The sequence below is a fragment of the Paenibacillus sp. MAHUQ-63 genome (assembly GCF_028765165.1).
Lineage (GTDB): Bacteria > Bacillota > Bacilli > Paenibacillales > NBRC-103111 > Paenibacillus_E.
This window is the reverse complement of sequence record NZ_JARADB010000006.1, coordinates 17,360-37,297: the sequence shown is the minus strand read 5'-3', so window position 1 is coordinate 37,297 and position 19,938 is coordinate 17,360. Positions and strand designations below refer to the sequence as shown.

The window sequence follows — 19,938 nt, the reverse complement described above, 5'->3', positions numbered from 1 at the left end:
CAAATTCACCGTACTTGTTTCTTTACTCCATAGTATGCCACTTGCAGAGAAAGGATAAACGCCGAGATATCCGCATATACATGCTCCCGCTCTTGATCCAGCAGCAGACCGTGTGAAGACTTCGGGTAGTAGCGAAGTTCCTTCACGGTGGAGCGAATCCGTTCATACAGATAGGCGGCGCTGTCGCGATGGACGACACCATCCCTGTTCCCCTGCCCGATCCAGACCGGGACCGCTACCCGGGGGAGCAGCTTCTTAACATGCCTTAACAGCTTTCGCAAGCTGACGACGCAGCGAATCGGCGTTTTGGTATATGCACATGACTCATCTAAAATCGTGGAGAAAGCACGAGGCTTCTTGTTTATATATTTGACAAAGTATTGGACGACGAACGCAAGCGCCGATTTCCTGGAAGTCAAATAAATGGGCGTAGCAAGCGAAATAACGCCCGCCACTTGGCGTTCTACGGCCAGCTTCAAGGCCAATAAGCCTCCCATTGAATGTCCCATAACGACTACGCTTTTGCAAGTGTTTGCCAGCTTGTCGTAGCTCTCCAGCACATGCCCATACCAATCCGTCCATCCGGTTCGTATCATATCTTCGGGTGACGTGCCGTGGCCTGGCAGCCTGACGGCCTGTATGGTGTACCCTTGATCCTTCAGCTCGTAGCCGATTCTTCGGAACTCCGAAGGGGATCCTGTAAACCCATGAATCATTAATATGCCTATCTCTTGGTTCCTACCACTGCCTGTCCAGTAAAAAGGCTCGGTTGACTTGTAAATTCTGCTCTCGATCTTGAACATCTCCTGCCTGCAAGCCCGCTTAAAATGAAAAAACAGCAGGAGTAGATTTCCCCTGCTGTTATCGTTTTATGTGTGTTAGGATTTCACTACGTAAGCTACGACAATGGAAAGAATGAAAAATGCAGCAGCAAGCCCCATCGTGAAACGGGACAAGAAAAGCTCCAAACCGCGTGCCTTTTGTTTACCAAATAAGTGCTCCGCACCACCGGAAATGGCACCGGACAAACCTGCGCTTTTCCCTTTTTGCAGGAGGACAACCGCAATCAATCCAACGGAAGCTATGATCAACAAAATTTTCATAAAGATTAACATTTATTAGCACCCCAATTGCCTGAACTTTTGCTTCTATAACTAGCATGAGTATTTTAACACAGTTCGTCCTAGAATACAATAAAGAGCCCAGCCAGCTCCCTAATGCCTACTCTCGATAAGTGGTCGAGGGAGCCGGACGCCCCATACTCCTTGCTCTTCGTCCCCGTCCCAGGAAAGCTTGAACCGCCTGCTTCGCGCACCACAAGGCGAACAAGGTGAACATGATCGCCCACGCCATGGCCGGTATTCCCGTATGCAGCGCCAAGTTCGTAGCATCCCCTGCCTGCCTCGCATTCATCCAAGCCAATTGAACCAAGGTGATCGGTCCGAATACCGATTCCTCCAAGCATAAGAAGGCGAGCAGCAGATAGTAGAAGTCCCGCATCCATTTGAAAGGCACAGCCATCATAACGCCCGTCAGTCCGATGAAGCCGATCAGGAATAACATCCCGAACCCGTTGCGGACGAACAAAGCCAATGAAACCGCCGATATGGCGATCATAACCATAAACCCGATATGCTGCCTGCCTTTGGCGAAGGCGGAGAATAGGAACCAGGCGAATAAAGAAGCAGTCATATACCCAGCCAATGCGACGGGAATTATGGACCATGATCTCGCCTGTGAGATGGCCGATAACGTGACCCCGCTGTGGTTGGCATACAGCTCGATTCGCTGCACCTGCCCAGAAAGCGCGAGCGTCATGACGGCATGCCCGAACTCATGGACCATCGTGTCCAGGTTGCGGAAAAAAGAAGAGGGGATCCAATGCGTGAGCAGTGCGGACCCTATCAAAAATAAAATAGTCTTCACCCAATTGCTCATGCAATGACCCCCTAAGGTTGCATGGGCAAGCCGGTGGCACTGCCACCGGCCCGCCCGGCATTATTTAGTTATTACTACGTTTCGATCTTACTTGAAGTTTCTCAAGTTGTAGAATGCTTTTTTGCCTGCATATTGAGCCACGTTGAACAACTCGTCTTCGATACGAAGAAGCTGGTTGTACTTCGCTACGCGGTCCGTACGGGAAGGTGCGCCTGTTTTGATTTGGCCGGCGTTCGTAGCAACCGCGATATCGGCGATTGTGCTGTCTTCGCTCTCACCGGAACGGTGGGAGATAACCGCTGTGTAGCCAGCGCGTTTTGCCATTTCGATCGCATCGAATGTTTCGGTAAGCGTACCGATTTGGTTAACTTTAACCAAGATGGAGTTTGCGATGTTTTGCTCAATACCCGTGGATAGACGCTCTGTGTTTGTAACAAACAGGTCGTCACCAACAAGTTGAACTTTGCCGCCCAATTTCTCAGTAAGCAATTTCCAACCTTCCCAGTCGTCTTCGGAACAGCCGTCTTCAACTGTGATGATTGGGTATTTGTCAACCCATGCAGCCAAGAAGTCAACCCACTCAGCGGATGTGAAGGATTTGCCTTCGCCTTCAAGCACATATTTACCGTCTTTGTAGAACTCAGTGGAAGCTACGTCCATACCCAAGAATACGTCAACGCCTGGTTTGAAGCCGGCTTTCTCAATCGCCGCAAGAATCGTTGTGATCGCTTCTTCGTTGGATGTGAAGTTAGGAGCGAAGCCGCCTTCGTCGCCAACAGCCGTGTTCAAGCCTTTTTCTTTCAATACGGATTTCAAGCTATGGAAAATCTCTGCGCCGATGCGAAGAGCTTCTTTGAATGTCGGTGCGCCAACCGGAAGAACCATGAATTCTTGCACGTCAACGTTGTTGTCTGCGTGCGCTCCGCCGTTGATGATGTTCATCATTGGAACCGGAAGCGTTTTGGCGTTGAATCCGCCAAGGTATGTGTACAGTGGAACATCCAAAGCGTCGGCAGCTGCGCGGGCTACAGCCATGGAAACAGCCAGGATCGCGTTAGCGCCCAGTTTGCCTTTGTTCGGCGTGCCGTCAAGCTCGATCATTTTGGAGTCGATGCCGACTTGGTCAAGAGCGTCCAAACCGATGATTTCAGGAGCGATGATTTCGTTCACGTTCTCAACGGCTTTCAGAACGCCTTTGCCCAGGTAACGGCCTTTGTCTCCGTCACGAAGCTCAACAGCCTCGTATGCGCCTGTGGAAGCGCCAGAAGGGACGATAGCGCGTCCGAAGCCGCCGGACTCCAGATATACTTCAACTTCAACCGTTGGATTACCGCGGGAATCCAGTACTTCGCGTGCGTAAACATCAGAAATAATAGTCATTGCAGAAAACACTCCTTTAAATAATATAAGTTTGGTTGCTATTTCTTAAGGATCGATGTTCCGGTCATTTGTTCCGGCTGTTTAACCTGTAAGAAATCCAGCAATGTTGGGGCAATATCTGCCAAAATTCCACCGTCTCTTAGTGTAACAGATTTGTCCGTCACAATGAAAGGGACCGGATTCGTCGTGTGCGCCGTATTGCGGGAACCGTCCGCGTTCGTGACCACATCGGCGTTGCCGTGATCGGCCGTGATGCAGACGACGCCGCCCTTGGCAAGAACCGCCTCGACGACTTTGCCCAGGCACTCGTCCGTCGCTTCGATCGCCTTCACAGTCGGCTCCAGCAATCCGGAGTGACCAACCATGTCGGGGTTGGCGAAGTTCAGGATGATCGCATCGTGGCGTTCCGCTTCGATCTCTTTCACGACCGCATCCGCGAGCTCGTAAGCGCTCATCTCCGGCTTCAGGTCGTAGGTTGCGACCTTCGGCGAAGGGATCAGCAGGCGTGTTTCACCCGGAAGCTCGGCATCGCGGCCGCCGCTGAAGAAGAACGTCACGTGCGGGTATTTCTCGGTTTCCGCTGCGCGAAGCTGCGTGAGGCCGTTCTGAGCCAGCACCTCGCCGAGTGTATTGTCGAGATCTTTGGGCTTGTAGGCCACATAGCCGTCAACGGACTCGCTGAACAGCGTTAAACATACGAAGTATAGGTTCTTAGCGGCTTTAGGGCCGCGGTCGAAGCCGCGGAAGTCTGCATTCGTGAAGACCTGCGACAATTGAATCGCGCGGTCAGGACGGAAGTTGAAGAAGACTACGGCATCGCCGGACTCCACGAGACCGACCGGCTTGCCGTCGGCACCGACGATAACCGTCGGCATGACGAACTCGTCGAAGATCGATTTCTCGTAGGATTCAATGATCGCTTTCATCGGATCCGTATATGTCGGACCTTCCCCGTAAACCATGGCGCGGTACGATTTCTCCGTACGCTCCCAACGCTTATCTCGGTCCATCGCATAATAGCGGCCTTGTACGGTCGCAATATGGCCTACGCCGACTTCCGCAATTTTATTTTGAAGGCTTGCCATGTAGCTCTTCGCTGAGTCCGGAGCCACGTCGCGGCCGTCCAGGAAGGCATGGATGTACACATCTTGGAACTGTTCTTTCTTCGCCAAGTCCAGTAAAGCGAACAAGTGCTGAATGTGGCTGTGTACGCCGCCATCGGAAAGCAGTCCGTACAGGTGCAGCTTCTTGCCGTTCTCTTTGGCGTGGCGCACAGCGCCTACGATCGTTTCGTTATCGTAAAATTCGCCGTCACGAATCGATTTCGAAATCCGCGTCAGATCCTGATAAACAATACGGCCTGCGCCGATGTTCAGGTGTCCCACTTCAGAGTTCCCCATCTGGCCTTCAGGCAAACCTACGGCTTCACCGCAAGCGGTTAGCGTCGTATGTGGAAACGTTAACCAGTAACGGTCATAGTTCGGCTTTTTGGCATGAGCAACCGCATTCCCCTGCTCTTCCGAGCGGAGTCCGAAGCCATCGAGAATGATGAGTGCTACCGGTTTCGGTCTGGACATGTTACTTCGCCCCCTGGACGAGTTGAATGTAGGATGCGGACTCCAAGCTCGCTCCGCCTACAAGCGCGCCGTCGATGTCCGGTTGTGCCATGTACTCAGCGATGTTGTTCGGCTTCACGCTGCCGCCGTATTGAATGCGCACTGCCGCCGCTACCGAAGCGCCGTACAGGTCGCCAACCAGTTGGCGAATGTAACCGATCACGTCTTGCGCATCTTCCGCTGTGGAAGATTTGCCTGTTCCGATCGCCCAGATCGGCTCGTAAGCGATAACGACTTGCGCCGCTTGCTCTGCGCTCAGACCGGACAGAGCCGCTTCCGTTTGCACTTTGCAAACATCCTTCGTTTGGCCCGCTTCGCGCTCTTCCAGCTTCTCGCCTACACACAGGATTGGCTTCAAGCCGTGTTTGAAAGCCGCTGCAACTTTCTTGTTCACGATTTCATCCGTTTCAGCGAAATAAGCTCTGCGCTCGGAGTGACCGATGATAACATACTCCACGCCCAGATCTTTCAGCATAACGCCGGAGATTTCGCCTGTGAATGCACCGTTGTCTTCAAAATGCAGGTTTTGCGCACCTACATGCAGGTCTGTGCCTTTGACAGCTTCAACCAGCGCCGGCAGGTTAGTGAACGGCGAGCAAATGACGCTCTCAACGCCTTCAGTCGTACTGCCTTTTACTTCGTTCACGAAGCTAACGGCTTCGGAAACGGTTTTGAACATTTTCCAGTTACCCGCGATAATCGGTTTTCTGCTCATGGGATCTATGCTCCTTTGATAATAAATTATTTATCGTTCAAGGCTACAACGCCTGGCAATGCTTTACCTTCCATGAACTCCAAGGAAGCTCCGCCGCCTGTGGACATGTGGTTCATTTGCTCAGCCAAGTGGAATTTCTCAGTTGCTGCTGCGGAATCGCCGCCGCCGATAACCGTGTAACCTTCGGTTGTTGCGCACGCTTGCGCTACAGCACGCGTACCGTGGGAGAATGGCTCGATTTCGAATACGCCCATCGGTCCGTTCCAAACAACAAGCTTGGATTTGGCGATGACGTCTGCGTAGATAGCCCGCGTTTTCGGTCCGATGTCAATGCCTTCCCAGTCAGCCGGAATGCTGTCAATGTTAACGATTTGCGTGTTCGCATCTGCGCCGAATTCGTCGGCAACTACGATATCCACCGGAAGCAAGAAGTTTACGCCTTTTTCTTTCGCTTTGGCAATAAAGCTTAACGCGAGATCAAGCTTGGACTCATCCAGAAGGGATTTGCCGATTTCATAGCCTTGCGCTTTCAGGAATGTATAGGATAGACCGCCGCCAATCAGGACGTTATCTGCAATGTTCAGGAGGTTCTCGATGACCGCAATTTTGTCTTTGACTTTGGATCCGCCGACAATCGCTGTGAAAGGACGCTCAGGGTTATTCAGCGCCTTGCCCAGGACATCCAGCTCTTTCTCCATCAGAAGACCGGATACAGCCGGTATGTAAGCCGCAATCCCCGCAGTGGAAGCGTGCGCACGGTGAGCAGCACCGAATGCGTCATTCACGAACAGGTCAGCCAGATCTGCGAAAGCTTTGGCCAATTCAGGATCGTTCTTCTCTTCGCCTTCGTAGAAGCGTACGTTCTCCAGCAATAGCACATCGCCGTTCTCAAGAGCAGCCGCTTGCGCTTTTACCGTTTCGCCAACCGCTTCATCCGCTTTCACAACCGGCTTGCCAATCAGCTCAGCCAATCTTGCCGCAACCGGTGTCAAACGCAATTCTTCCACAACTTGACCTTTCGGACGGCCGAAGTGGCTTGCAAGAATAACTTTCGCGCCTTTGTCGATCAAATATTTAATCGTCGGCAGCGTTTCTCTGATCCGTGTATCGTCCGTAATTTGACCGTTTTCTACAGGTACGTTGAAATCAACGCGAACGAAAACTTTTTTACCAGCTACTTCAACATCGCGAACACTTTTCTTACTCATAAGTCAAAGCCTCCTGAACGTGTGTATGGTTAACTTCCGAACTTCCGATCATTGGTTATATAGGGGACAATCGCACATAAAGAGGAGAATCGCTTCTCCTCTTCATGTGGTTGTTAGTGTGTGTATGTTATGAAATTACAGACCTTTTTTGGCGATGAAAGCAGCCAAGTCAACTACACGGTTGGAGTAGCCCCACTCGTTGTCGTACCAGGAAACCACTTTCAGCATGTTGTCGCCAACTACCATTGTTGACAATGCATCAACGGTAGAGGAAGCTGGATCACCATTGTAGTCGCTGGAAACAAGCGGCTCAGCGGAGTAGTTCAAGATGCCTTTCAGAGGGCCTTCAGCAGCAGCCTTCAGAGCAGCGTTAACTTCGTCAACTGTTACGTTAACTTTAGTTTCTACAACCAGATCCGTTACGGAAACGTTAGGTGTAGGAACGCGCATTGCCATACCGTTCAATTTGCCTTTCAGTTCTGGCAATACCAGACCGATTGCTTTTGCTGCGCCAGTGCTGGAAGGAATGATGTTCTCAGCTGCTGCGCGAGCACGGCGAAGGTCTTTATGTGGAACGTCAAGAACGGATTGGTCGTTTGTGTAGGAGTGAACAGTTGTCATCATCCCTTTAACGATTCCGAATTGATCGTTGATTACTTTAGCGAATGGAGCCAAGCAGTTTGTTGTACAGGAAGCGTTGGAGATTACAGTGTGAACAGCCGGATCGTATTTGTCTTCGTTCACGCCAAGTACGATTGTGATATCTTCGTCTGTAGCTGGAGCGGAGATAATAACTTTCTTAGCGCCGCCTTTCAAGTGAAGGGAAGCTTTCTCTTTCGCTGTGAAGATACCTGTGGACTCAACAACGATTTCAGCGCCTACGGATGCCCAAGGAAGGTTTCCAGGGTCACGCTCAGCGAATACTTTCACGGATACGCCGTTCACGATCAGTTCGCCTTCGCCTGCTTCGACTGTAGCGTTAAGTCTACCATGAGTTGTGTCGTATTTCAGCAAGTGTGCCAAAGTTTTCACGTCAGTCAAATCGTTTACTGCTACGATTTGCACATCAGGGTTGTTCAGAGCTGCGCGGAATACGTTACGACCGATACGTCCGAAACCGTTAATACCTACTTTTACCATTTGGAATTCCTCCTAAGATTAACAAATTGTATTTATTTCAAAACGCATCTAATACAAGCCTACGTTATGATGTCTCGCTTACACATGTTTCATAATCTCAATGGCTGCCGCTTCATCGGTGACCAGCACATGCTCTTGGCCATGCCGGAGTACAGAAGCGATCGCTTCTCCTTTGCTCTTGCCCCCAGCCACGCCGATGACGACTTCCGTCCGCTGCAGATCCTCCAAGCGCAATCCAACCGTAGGCATCTTGTGCACGACATTTCCTTGGCGGTCAAAATAATATCCGAACGCCTCCGCCAAAGCACCGTCTGCCTGCAAGCTGCGCGTCGTGTCGGCATCCACCTTACGCCTTCGAGCCATGACCATAGCATCTCCGATACCGTGTATTACGATGCGACAACTCCGCACGGCGTCAACAACTTCCTTAATCTGCGGATCTTGGATTAGCGTCTGGTACGCTTCCTCACCCAGATGATCCGGCACATGAAGCAGCCTGTATTTCCCGCCTGTCTTCTTGGCCATAATGGAAGCGATGGTGTTCGCCTGCATATCCACGCTTTCGCCAAGTCCTCCCCGGGCCGGTACGAACCAGTTGCCCTTCATGGACGAGGATATCGCCAAATTGTTCGCAATCTGCGCCATGGTCGAACCGCCGGTAACGGCTATAATATCGCCCTTGGCCACGTATTTCCGCAAGGCTGCTGCTCCTGCGCGTCCAAGCTCCTTCTTCGTGAAGACCGAAGTGTCCGTATCGCCCGGAACGACGATGACTTGCTTGAGGCCGAACGCCTTCTCGATGCTTTCCTCCAGATCCGTCAGTCCGAAAGCAATCTTGACGATCGGCTGCATATCTTCGAGCAGCTGACGACCGGTCTCGCTAATCTTCATCCCTGAGGCATCCGATTCCAGAAGTCCTAGCTCCTTCAGGAATTCGACTTCACCGCGGAGCACCCGCTCCGTCATGTCGAGCGAAGAAGCTAGCGTTCTGCGTCCGACTACACCGGAGACCAAGATATGATGGAGAATGGAGTACCGCTTCTTCATGATGTCCATGAGATCCGGCAAGAGCTTTTTCTGAATGTCAAGAATTTCTCTCATATGACGACCTCTGACGCTCCTGATTCCGTGATGGACGTTTTATGTCCCGGGTCTACATTTTGTGTCCCACCCGGGTAAAAAAAATTGGCCTTGCTCGTTTTTTATTATAACCAATATCGGCAGAACATTCAACAATTGTTCATATAATTTTCTGAAAAATGTGCGAATCAGGGAATGTCTTGCTTTTTGCGCGGAGGTGACATATAATAACCCTTGCTTCGTTTTTTTTAATTCTTGTGCGCCCGTGGTCCAATGGATATGACGTAGGCCTCCGAAGCCTGAGATAAAGGTTCGATTCCTTTCGGGCGCGTACTAGTGTGAATAACGCGTATTACAGCAGAATAAGCACAAACACAAGAGAAATCAGTCGGTTGACTGATTTTTTTTGATGTTAGTTTGACCTTTCTTGACCTTTGGATGTTTTTTCGTTATCATACTTGTAGATACTGTAAAAAGTATGCACCAGAATTAATCATTTAAACCATGTACCCACCCAAGGAGGTCATTCTCATGAGTTTTATCCCTATGGTCGTCGAACAGGACGCGCGCGGTGAAAGAGGATATGACATTTACTCACGCTTGCTGAAGGACCGCATTATTTTCTTAGGCACGGGCGTTAACGATGTCGTGGCGAATTCCATCATTGCTCAGTTACTTTTCTTGGCCGCCCAAGATCCTGATAAAGATATCTCGTTATATATCAACAGCCCTGGCGGTTCCATTACTGCCGGCATGGCGATCTATGACACCATGCAGTTCATCAAGCCGGACGTGTCCACTATCTGTGTTGGTATGGCCGCTTCCATGGGCGCTTTCCTGCTGACGGCAGGAGCCAAAGGCAAGCGCTATGCGCTGCCGAACAGTGAAGTCATGATTCACCAGCCGCTTGGCGGCGCTGAAGGCCAAGCCTCCGACATTGAGATTCGCGCGAAGCGCATTTTGAAGATGAGAGACAACCTGAACAAAATCCTCGCAGAGCGCACAGGACAAACGTTCGAGCGCATCGAGAAGGATACGGACCGCGACAATTTCATGAGCGCTGCGGAAGCGATGGAATACGGACTTATCGATAAAGTCATCGAGCGCGTCTAACCCATACGAAGTGAAGAAACCAGCCTGCAAAGCCGCTCCTGCGAGCGGCTTTGCGGCTGGTTTTTTGCTGTTCGCGGATGGATAACGTAACGGGAATATCTCCCGTTATTCTTCAATCCATCGCGGTCTCCAGCTTGATTAACTGGAAATCATCACGTTAATTTCCAAGAAACTCTCCCATTTCTGCGGCGTGACGGCAAATTAACGGGAGAATTTCCTGTAACCCCCCTTCAACTGGGGCATAACGCAGGAATTAACATGATAAATTCCCGGTAATTGATTCCGTCAAGCCTTCAGCCTTACGCTCCCCCTCGGGCTGCCATAGGTTCTCCGCGGAATGCCTCTCTGCGCAAGCCCCTGCCAGCCGCCAGCTGCCCGCTCCAAAACAAACAAGAGCCCCAGAGACTCCCCGGCGAAATCATGCGATTCCGCCAGCGGGAGCACTCCTGGGCTCTTCTTTTTACTTCTTATCTTCCAACGGGTAGAAGATCAAATCGATCGGGAACGCCGATCCCGCCGGAGGCGTGAACTCGATATCGAGCGCATCTTCCGTGCCGGTCGTGCGCGCCAGCACTTGCATGCCGTCGAACGCTGTAATTACGCCGGACCACGGCACCGGCATGATCTCGCCGTTAATTTTGAACGGCCCTTTGAACACGCCGCCTCTAGCCATCATCATAACCGCCATTTTGCGCGGCTTATCGGCATGAATCTTATAAACGACGCCGTAGTTTCCGCCGTTCTCCACATTCTGCTTCCGCATCACATCATAGCCTTTGACGAACGGATCCGTCTTATTATCACCTATGGTGAGCACGGAAGTCTTCGTGAAGCTTGCCGCATCGATATCCCACTTAAGCTCCGATATCGGGAACGTCCCGCGCACATGGCCGTTGAACGCCAAGTACGGAAGCTCCTTCACCGTCGACGTCATAAGCCTTTGATCGGTTACACCGAAGGTGATTTGCAGCTCACCATCCGTTTCCACATCGTAGAACAGATTCACGCCTTGCCCCGGATAGAAATCAGGGAGCTTCGAGTAAATATACGTTTCGTGCGGAGGAACCGTCAACTGATCCGTGTACACATTGTTCATCAGGAAGTCGACGGAAGCCTCGCTGCCGATCAGATTGGCATAAACGGAAGGATATACTTCGCCTTTGTTCGTTGTTTTGATCGTAACCGGTTTATCCGTATTATTCGTAGCGAAAATCGCCATCGTCATCTTCTGTTTGGTTCCGTTGATGTGGTCGGCATACAATCTTGCTTTGCCATTGATGTTATCCTGGTACAGAATCCCTTTCTCTGTGAACTCTTCCGGGCTGTCGCTGACGAGCAGCGTGCGGCCGGTCACTTCCGTCACCTTATTCGGCAACAGAGGCATATTGTTAAAATGAGACCAGATCGTTCCCCAATCCGTTTTGATGAATCCGCCAACCGGCTTCGTATAAATCGGGTACTCGATTTGACTTAGATACGTTTCGTCAACAACAGTTACATAGTTTTTGAACAGCTTGCTTACATGTCCATGACGGTCTTTCACGACCAATGTTACCGGATATTTCCCCGGCTTGAAGAAAGCTTCCTCATTGCCGACCCACTCATAGGACGCAATGCCTTCCGCATCCGGATCGTAGCTCAGATCCAAATACTTCACAGGCTCTCCAAGGCGGTATGTAGGCTTCGCCGTAGTGAACTTGGCTACAGGTCTGGAATTGCTGTCCTGGTCAATGTAGATGCCCTCAGGCGCTTTAAAATGGACGATCTCCACACGGCGCAATTCACTGTTGTACGTGTACTTCGCTCCCATGTAGTCGGCCAGCCATGTCAGCTTCACCAGCAGCTTCCCGTTCACGATCGAAGCGACGGAACCGAAAGGGATATCCTCACCATTCGTCGTAATCGTCTTGTTGTCTGCATCCAGCACGATGTTATAGCCCGGAGGGGTCATCTGGATCGTTCGGGAATCCGCGTTCCACTCGACCTTGAAGCCTAGCGTATCGCCCAGGAACTTCGCTGGCACGAATGTGCTGCCATTAATAATAGTGGCCGGCGATTCCAAGTGAATCTGCTCTTCATTCACGAATGCCTCGGCCTTATCGATATAAAGTAAAATTAAGGACGAACTTGTCGATACCGCATGCGCGGCAGGTGCGGCGATTACACTAGCCAGAAATACCAGCGATGCGAGCATGACGGCAATTTCTTTCTTTAAAGCATTCCATTTCATTTCTCTCCCTAGCTCCTTTAACAGTTTGTATGCATAAATTTGAAAATGGCAAATAGCCCTTTCCTTCATCGACCACGTTCATTAGACGCTGCCAAGAGAAAAAGGTTGCTACTTTCCCGTAAAAGTTAACAAGTTTGACACTTCTTGATTGAATCCGCTAGATCTCACGGTTGCCGGCAAAAAAGCCTCCTCGAGAGGAAGCTTTTGAAGGATTTATTGGTTTTCCAACTCTTCCTTGCTGACTAATGTGACTAAAGCGTTTACAGCCTGCTCTGCGTCCGAACCTTCTGCACTTATGAAGACTTCGGTCCCTGTACTGATCGCAAGACTCATAATACCCATGATGCTTTTGGCATTCACTTTCTTTTCATCTTTCTCAACAAAGATCTCGGATGAAAACTTATTCGCCTCTTGAACAAACAATGCCGCAGGTCTGGCATGAAGTCCTGTTCTCAACTTCACAACGACTGGACGTCTGGACATGGAACTAATTCCCCCTAGTGTGGAGCTTATATGAATTTACTACTGATAACAGTGCTATTCCTTGTTATAACATTATAGCATTTTTCCCTGAAGTACACTAGAAAAAATGAGAAAAACTTCTTTAGTTGCGCTTCAGTAGCTCAAAAGCTTGGAATTTCGCTGTTTTTCGGCCAATTCGTCAATTTTTCGCAGACGATGATTGACTCCGGATTTGCTGACGTTGCCCTTCAGCATGTCGCCGACTTCCTTGAGATTCAGATCGGGATGCTGAAGCCTGATCTCGGCCACCTCTCGGAGCTTCTCAGGCAAGCTCTCAAGTCCGACTTCTCTCTGGAGAAGACGGATGTTCTCGATCTGTCTGACCGCCGCGCCGATCGTCTTGTTCAGGTTCGCTGTTTCACAGTTGACGATCCGGTTCACCGAGTTCCTCATATCCTTCATAATCCGGACATCCTCGAAGCGCAGCAAGGCTTGGTGCGCCCCTATGATGCTTAGAAACTCGATAATTTTCTCGCCTTCCTTGATATACAGGACGAACCCCTTCTTACGTTCGATAAAGCGGGCATTGAGATCGAACTTGTTGGCCAAATGGACAAGCGCTTTGCAATGCTCCTCATAAATCGAGGCGATTTCGAGGTGATACGACGACCCTTCGGGGTTGTTCACCGAACCGCCGGCCATGAAAGCCCCGCGCAAATAAGCGCGCTTGCAGCAATTGCCCTTGATAATCTCTTTGTTGATGCCTGTGGTGAAAATAAACCCTTCGGAAACGATCTTCAGATCGCTAAGCAGCTCCTGGACTTGACCGGGCACCCGAACGATGTACACGTTATTCTTCTTCAGACGCATTTTCTTCCGCACCAGCAGCTCGGTGTGCAGTTTGTACGTCTTCTTGATTAACGAATAGATCCTTCTGGCGATAGCCGCATTCTCGGTGGATACATCGAGCACAACGCGTTGGTTCGTCAGCTGAACAGCTCCATTCATTCGAATAAGAGCCGATAGCTCCGCTTTCTCGCAGCAGGCTTCCGATTCCGTTATAAGGGTCAATTCTTTTTTGGTTGTTGCCGCGAAGGACATGAGACTCACTTCTTCCTTAACATCCAGCTTTCGACAAGCTGATAAATATGGTCACTCAATTTCTCTGCATCATGACGAAGATAGGTGCGGAACAGCACGAGCCGGTCGGCAATAACCTGATACCCTCTCTTCGTCACCTCATCGAGGTCCAAATGAACCGCTTTCGAGCCTTTCTCGGCATATCGTGCCTGCACCTGCGGAGGAATCTCCCCATTGTTGACGATCACATAATCAAACAAATGCTGCTTGAGATGATCATAGATCGCATCGAGATGATCGCTTACCGAGTAGTCATCGGTTTCACCGGGCTGTGTCATCACATTGCATATGAACAGCTTCACGGCTTTCGATTTGACAATTTCCTCGGCAATTCCCGGCACGAGCAGGTTCGGCAGCAAGCTGGTGTACAAACTGCCCGGGCCGCAGAGGATCGCATCCGCATCGCGGATCGCTTGCACCGCATCCGCCAAAGGCGTTACGTTGGCGGGTTCGATGAATACGCGCTTGATGCGCCCTTCAGCCTTCGGAATTTTCGATTCCCCTACGACTAAAGTACCATCTTCCATAATGGCTTTCAACACGATCGCCTGGTTGGAAGCCGGGATGACCCTGCCGCGTACGGCGAACACCCGGTTCATCTCCTGAACGGCCGTGACGAAATCACCGGTAATGTCGGTTAAGGCCGCTAAGATTAGATTTCCCAGACTATGGCCTGCTAATCCAGTTCCCACCTGAAATCGATATTGCAGCATGAGCGATAGCAGCGGTTCCACATCAGCCAGAGAGGTTAACACGTTTCGAATGTCGCCCGGGGGCGGCATCTGCATCTCATTGCGAAGAATGCCTGAACTCCCGCCGTCATCAGCCACCGTTACGATGGCTGTGATATCGACCGGCTTCTCCTTCAATCCTCTAAGCATTACCGAGAGACCTGTACCGCCGCCAATTACGACTATTCTGGGAGTGCGCTGTGTTTTATCATATTTCAAATTTCTTTCACTCCTTAATCGTAAGATGCTTAGACGCGGTCCCGTTCGGCATCTCGGTGACTCAATCGCACGGCTTCCGTCTCGCTGTTCCCCAGCACTTTTCCGAGGTACTCGGTAATCGCCACAGAACGATGCTTGCCTCCTGTACAGCCTATGCCAACTACAACCTGGCTTTTGCCTTCTTTCTTGTATTGCGGCATCAAGAAGTTCAACATATCAAGCAGCTTGGTTAGGAATTCTTGCGTCTCCGACCATTTCATGACGTAGTCGTACACATCGGGATCTTGGCCTGTCTGCGGGCGTAGCTGTTCCACATAGTGGGGGTTGGGCAGGAAGCGAACATCGAAGATTAAGTCAGCGTCAATCGGTACACCGTATTTAAAGCCGAAGGAGATTACATTTATAGATATGCGGTTCGTTTCCAAATTGGTGAACCGGGAAATAATTCTTTCTTTCAGCTGGACCGGCTTCAATGAGCTTGTATCGATCACCTGCGTAGCCAGACCCTTCAGTTCCTCGAGCAGCTTGCGCTCAAGCCCGATCCCTTCAAGCGGCGCCCCTTCGGGTGCCAGCGGGTGACGACGACGGCTCTCCTTGTAGCGCTGCACGAGCGTTGCGTCGGTAGCGTCCAGGAAAAGAATCTCATAGCTGAGCGTGTAATTCTCGCGAATATAGCGAAGCGACTCCTGAAGTGCAGTGAAAAATTCACGCCCCCGCAAATCAATCACCAGTGCGACTTTGCCGATCTTCCCCATCGACTGCACGATTAACTCAGCGAACTTAGGAATGAGCACAGGCGGCAAGTTATCTACGCAAAAAAATCCGAGATCCTCGAGACTTTGCACGGCAATCGTCTTCCCCGCACCCGACATCCCCGTAATAATGACCAGCTTCGCTAAAGGGTGGTTTTCTTCCATGAACGACACCTTCCTTTGGAGTGCTTTCGCAGGCTAACACGTACCCGCATTAGCCATGCGAACCCCTGCATGTATGTCTAACGTAAATTCAGACCGGCAGCGCCTACGACGCCTGCATCGTTGCCAAGTGTTGCCGCAACGATCTCAACACCCTCTGCCGCTGTTTCCGGCGTAAATTTCTTAAATGTGTCGCGAATCGGCTGGAACAGAATCTCTCCTGCCTTGGATACGCCTCCGCCGATAATGAACCTCTTCGGATTAATGACGACAGCCATAGCCGCCATGGAGCGTCCGAGATAATAAGCCGCGCGGTTCACGATGCGCAGGGCTACTTCGTCGCCGCTTTTCGCCGCATCGAATACATGCTTGGCTTCAATCTTCTCATGCAGCGCAAGAGATGTGCGCTCGCCGCGCTCTACCGCTTCTTTGGCCATGCGCACGATGCCTGTTGCGGAGGATACCGTCTCGAGACAGCCCATTTGTCCGCATCCGCATTGAATAGCTTCGATATCCGGCACAACGGACATATGACCGAGCTCGCCAGCCATGCCGGCAGCGCCTTGATAGATTTTGCCGTTAATAATGATACCGCCGCCAACACCCGTTCCAAGCGTATAGCAAACCAAGTTCGGAATGCCTGCGCCAGCACCGGCCCATGCTTCGCCAAGCGCTGCCACATTCGCGTCGTTGTCGATTTTTACCGTTTTGCCTAGAAGCGTCTCCAACATTTTCTTGGCAGGGACGTTATGCCATTGCAAATTGGGAGAAAATTTGACGAAACCTTCCGGAATATCCATGAATCCAGCCAAGCCCGCGCCAATTCCCGCCACTTGCTCCCACTCAAACGGAGATTCTTCGACAATTTGGCGCACTTGCTGCGCAATACGCTCGATAACAGCCTCCGCACCGTTCTCCGCACCTGTTGGGCCTTCTAACGTTTGCAGCAGTTTCCCCTGCTCGTCGCAGATACCGACTTTAATATTGGTACCGCCTAAATCTACACCGATATAAATCTGATTTGACATTGCAAGGTCACCTCATGAATAATCTTTAAAATTTTCGGGCATAAGCTCCTTTTTCAACTATAAGACAAGGCTGTAGACAGGTCAAGATTCATCTATTTCCCGAGGAAATAAGAAAACGTGGAAAGCATAGCCTCCCACGTTTGCTGTACAAAGTCTTACAGCGATTGGCTCCAATCGTGTACGATGTGGCCTTCCAGGAATTTCTCAGCTTCCAGCGCTGCCGCACATCCGCTGCCTGCCGCTGTGATCGCTTGACGGTACTTCGTATCCTGCACGTCGCCGCATGCGAACACGCCGGGAATATTCGTCTCGGTCGTCCCCGGCTTCACCTTAATGTAGCCTTGTTCGTCCGTTTCGATTTGTCCGCCCAGGAACTTCGTATTCGGCGTATGGCCGATCGCTACGAAAATGCCGTCCGTTTCGATGATTTCCTCTTCACCGGTAACGTTATTTTTCACTTTCAGGCCGGTTACGCCCTTCTCGCCGGAAACTACCTCAATCGGCGTATTGTTCAGCGCCCATTTCACCTTCTCGTTGCCGCGAGCGCGATCCTGCATGATCTTGGAGGCGCGAAGTTCATCGCGACGATGCACCAGACGTACCTCGGAAGCGAAGCGAGTCAAGAAGTTCGCCTCTTCCATCGCGGAGTCTCCGCCGCCCACAACGATGATCTTTTTGCCGCGGAAGAAGAAACCGTCGCAGGTTGCGCATGTGCTTACGCCGCGTCCGATATTCTCTTTCTCGTTGCCGATGCCGAGCAATTTGGCCGAAGCGCCTGTTGAAATGATCAACGTTTCCGTCTCGACTTCACCCAAGCCCTCCACTTGCAATTTGAACGGACGGTTCGTCAACTCTACGGAGTTCACCCAGCCCGTTTTGAATTCAGCGCCGAAGCGTTCCGCTTGCTTGCGCATGTTTTCCATCAGTTCAGGCCCCATGATCCCTTCAGGGAAGCCCGGGAAATTCTCCACTTCGGTTGTCGTGGTCAATTGGCCGCCTGGCTCCGGTCCTTCGATGACAAGGGGGCTCAGGTTGGCGCGAGCTAAATAAATGGCTGCTGTTAATCCGGATGGTCCTGTTCCTACAACGACTGCTTTGTACATATGTTTCCCTCCTAAATGCTCTCCATTGGAAAGCTATCTGTAATAAGCATACCTATATGTATGAAAGCCGGTCATGCGTCACGGCATGACCAAGCGATCAAATACTTGTGAATTTGTTGAAGATCGCTTCCATCTTCTCGCGTAAACCGCAAGTATCGTCAATGAGTTTCACATTCCGGCTCACCGTCGAAACGGTCACGCCATAGCGCGTCGAAACTTCTTGATACGAAATCGCGCGGCGATGCATCTTGGCGATCAAATATTCCAACGCAGCCGCCCAACCCTCGGACTTCTGAATCTTCGGCACGGACGGATACAGCTTCGTCAGAAACTCCACCCATAGAATCTCCAAATCATACTGTTGCACCATATCATACCGCTTATGCATATGAGAGAGCGCCATCTCCATGACGTTCTGCCATTTCACATCCCAGACGGGCAAATGCGGCGAATAAGGCGAGGCCTCCACCATAATCTCCTGATTCTCGAGATAAGCCGGGATAGACTCCCGGATCCCCATGCTGCGCAGCACGAAGATGGCAACCTTCTTCAAGTAGTCATCTTCATCCCGGTCCAGAATGAAGTCCTGCAAGGCATCCTTCACCTCGTTGTCGGCGATCAAACCGAAAGCTTGAATGACCTGAAGCTTCGTTTCGATATCCCCGTGGCGCAGCGCCCAGAAGAAGGACGAGCGGACAAGCGGATCTTTCTTCAGTTGGTCCGGTATGCCCTGCGCCGATTTCTCCAGCACGCGGAACTGCTCTTCGAAGGGCAGATGGTAATGGTAGCTCCATGTCAGCGGGCCTTCCACCTTCTCGCGCGTACGCAGCTGCTCCAAATAAAATTTGGAGATTTCCGCGCCGGGATCCAGCTTATGTGCTTGCTTCCAATACCGGTATGCTTCATCGAACCGGCCAATGTGGCAGGCAGCCACAGCGGCGTAATGATACAGGCAAGGATCGGCCGTACCGTCCCCCGCTTTCAGCAGACGCCTGAACAGATGGTACGCTTTCTCATGCTGCGAAAGAATGCCCATCGTCGTAGCGAGCTTGAACACATGATCCTGCTGATACGGATACGTCTTGCATAAGAGGTCCGTAAGCTCCGCCAGCTCCCGCTTATTGCCGAAATGCTGGTGGAAAATGGCCATGTTGCACAGGGCATGCAAATTGCCATGATCGATTTCGAGTACAGCATGAATCGTTTCCATCGCTTTCTCGAACTGACCCATGTAATAATAAGCCAGTGCCAAGTTGTTCCGCGCGGCAGTGAACTCCGGTTGATTCTCAACCAGCTTCTCCAGCTGCCTCACGGCTTCGGCGAACTTCCCCTCCTCCAGGAGGGCGCGGGCCTTATCATGCTCGAAGAGCCCTTCTCGACTCTTGATGCTAGTGAGAGGGGCGGGGCGTTCAAGCTCGTAGCTCAGCATTTCCATCATCTCTTCGGATTCTTCCATGAACTGTCCCGTAGGATCAGTCTCCAAATACCGAACCAATGCTTGTTCTGCCTGCTCGAAATTTTCCATATTGGCATAGTTGTTCGCCATATAAAAGTGACATTCCGTCATCTCGGGATCGATCGTATCAAGGATATGCTGCAAAATTTGGTTCGACTCGTCATAATTGCCCATTTCGGAGAGAACTCCCGCAAGGTTGCAGTGATTCACAGGATTATCCTGCTCGTACTCTGCAGCCCGCCGGAAATATTTCAATGCCTTATCATAATGAAACCGATCCAAAGATTGAACCGCTCTCTCGAAAAAGAATGCGGCATCCATGTTAATTGAAATCACTTTTGGTTTTGGCGCTTCGGACACACGCTTAATCTTTTCCATAGCAAGACACCCCCGGCAATTTGATTACATTCAAATTATACCATAGATCGCCGGGAAGCCAAAAACATAATCCCAAGGTAAGATCTT

General features: G+C 51.0%; 18 protein-coding genes and 1 tRNA gene. 2 read left to right on the top strand and 17 right to left on the bottom strand.

Annotation, left to right across the window (positions count from 1 at the left end; genetic code table 11):
• Positions 1 to 5: 5 nt before the first annotated feature.
• From PUT07_RS27790 to PUT07_RS27750, 9 genes are all read right to left on the bottom strand, one after another.
• Positions 6 to 716, bottom strand: coding sequence for an alpha/beta hydrolase (locus tag PUT07_RS27790; RefSeq protein WP_274472043.1), 711 nt, complete (start codon positions 714 to 716; stop codon positions 6 to 8).
• Between the two features lie 162 nt (positions 717 to 878).
• Entirely contained in the window at positions 879 to 1,115 is a 237-nt protein-coding gene (secG, locus tag PUT07_RS27785; protein ID WP_274472042.1) for a preprotein translocase subunit SecG, read from the bottom strand.
• Between the two features lie 106 nt (positions 1,116 to 1,221).
• Complete coding sequence (locus tag PUT07_RS27780; protein ID WP_274472041.1) at positions 1,222 to 1,938, bottom strand: M50 family metallopeptidase; 717 nt, start codon at positions 1,936 to 1,938, stop codon at positions 1,222 to 1,224.
• An 87-nt stretch (positions 1,939 to 2,025) separates the two neighbouring features.
• Positions 2,026 to 3,318 carry a phosphopyruvate hydratase gene (gene eno, locus PUT07_RS27775; RefSeq protein WP_274472040.1) on the bottom strand — a complete coding sequence of 431 codons (1,293 nt, stop codon included), beginning with the start codon at positions 3,316 to 3,318 and terminating at the stop codon, positions 2,026 to 2,028.
• Between the two features lie 38 nt (positions 3,319 to 3,356).
• Positions 3,357 to 4,895 (bottom strand): 2,3-bisphosphoglycerate-independent phosphoglycerate mutase, encoded by a 1,539-nt coding sequence (gene gpmI, locus PUT07_RS27770; RefSeq protein WP_274472039.1) that lies wholly within the window; start codon positions 4,893 to 4,895, stop codon positions 3,357 to 3,359.
• Position 4,896: 1 nt separating this feature from the next.
• Complete coding sequence (tpiA, locus tag PUT07_RS27765) at positions 4,897 to 5,649, bottom strand: triose-phosphate isomerase (protein ID WP_274472038.1); 753 nt, start codon at positions 5,647 to 5,649, stop codon at positions 4,897 to 4,899.
• 26 nt (positions 5,650 to 5,675) lie between these two features.
• Positions 5,676 to 6,857, bottom strand: coding sequence for a phosphoglycerate kinase (locus tag PUT07_RS27760; protein WP_274472037.1), 1,182 nt, complete (start codon positions 6,855 to 6,857; stop codon positions 5,676 to 5,678).
• 135 nt (positions 6,858 to 6,992) lie between these two features.
• Entirely contained in the window at positions 6,993 to 7,997 is a 1,005-nt protein-coding gene (gap, locus tag PUT07_RS27755; RefSeq protein WP_274472036.1) for a type I glyceraldehyde-3-phosphate dehydrogenase, read from the bottom strand.
• A gap of 78 nt (positions 7,998 to 8,075) precedes the next feature.
• Positions 8,076 to 9,098, bottom strand: a complete 1,023-nt coding sequence (locus PUT07_RS27750; protein WP_274472035.1) for a sugar-binding transcriptional regulator — start codon at positions 9,096 to 9,098, stop codon at positions 8,076 to 8,078.
• Positions 9,099 to 9,336: 238 nt separating this feature from the next.
• Here PUT07_RS27750 and PUT07_RS27745 point away from each other — a divergent pair.
• Positions 9,337 to 9,408: transfer RNA gene (locus tag PUT07_RS27745), tRNA-Arg, on the top strand.
• A 200-nt stretch (positions 9,409 to 9,608) separates the two neighbouring features.
• The gene (gene clpP, locus PUT07_RS27740) at positions 9,609 to 10,190 is read left to right on the top strand and encodes an ATP-dependent Clp endopeptidase proteolytic subunit ClpP (RefSeq protein ID WP_274472034.1); all 582 of its coding nucleotides are present in this window, start codon (positions 9,609 to 9,611) and stop codon (positions 10,188 to 10,190) included.
• A 460-nt stretch (positions 10,191 to 10,650) separates the two neighbouring features.
• Here the strand turns inward: clpP and PUT07_RS27735 are convergent, their stop codons facing one another.
• The 8 genes from PUT07_RS27735 to PUT07_RS27700 all read right to left on the bottom strand — a co-directional run bounded on the left by PUT07_RS27735 (position 10,651) and on the right by PUT07_RS27700 (position 19,851).
• A complete protein-coding gene (locus PUT07_RS27735; RefSeq protein WP_379240878.1) occupies positions 10,651 to 12,444 on the bottom strand; it encodes a stalk domain-containing protein in 1,794 nt (597 codons plus the stop codon).
• Between the two features lie 189 nt (positions 12,445 to 12,633).
• Entirely contained in the window at positions 12,634 to 12,903 is a 270-nt protein-coding gene (locus PUT07_RS27730; protein WP_028555561.1) for an HPr family phosphocarrier protein, read from the bottom strand.
• Positions 12,904 to 13,035: 132 nt separating this feature from the next.
• Entirely contained in the window at positions 13,036 to 13,983 is a 948-nt protein-coding gene (whiA, locus tag PUT07_RS27725; protein ID WP_274472032.1) for a DNA-binding protein WhiA, read from the bottom strand.
• Positions 13,984 to 13,988: 5 nt separating this feature from the next.
• Positions 13,989 to 14,972 (bottom strand): gluconeogenesis factor YvcK family protein, encoded by a 984-nt coding sequence (locus PUT07_RS27720; protein ID WP_274472031.1) that lies wholly within the window; start codon positions 14,970 to 14,972, stop codon positions 13,989 to 13,991.
• A 29-nt stretch (positions 14,973 to 15,001) separates the two neighbouring features.
• The gene (gene rapZ / locus PUT07_RS27715; protein WP_274472030.1) at positions 15,002 to 15,889 is read right to left on the bottom strand and encodes an RNase adapter RapZ; all 888 of its coding nucleotides are present in this window, start codon (positions 15,887 to 15,889) and stop codon (positions 15,002 to 15,004) included.
• 77 nt (positions 15,890 to 15,966) lie between these two features.
• Positions 15,967 to 16,914, bottom strand: coding sequence for an ROK family glucokinase (locus PUT07_RS27710; RefSeq protein WP_274472029.1), 948 nt, complete (start codon positions 16,912 to 16,914; stop codon positions 15,967 to 15,969).
• 155 nt (positions 16,915 to 17,069) lie between these two features.
• Positions 17,070 to 18,017 (bottom strand): thioredoxin-disulfide reductase, encoded by a 948-nt coding sequence (gene trxB, locus PUT07_RS27705; RefSeq protein WP_274472028.1) that lies wholly within the window; start codon positions 18,015 to 18,017, stop codon positions 17,070 to 17,072.
• 97 nt (positions 18,018 to 18,114) lie between these two features.
• A complete protein-coding gene (locus PUT07_RS27700) occupies positions 18,115 to 19,851 on the bottom strand; it encodes a tetratricopeptide repeat protein (protein ID WP_274472027.1) in 1,737 nt (578 codons plus the stop codon).
• Positions 19,852 to 19,938: the final 87 nt, after the last annotated feature.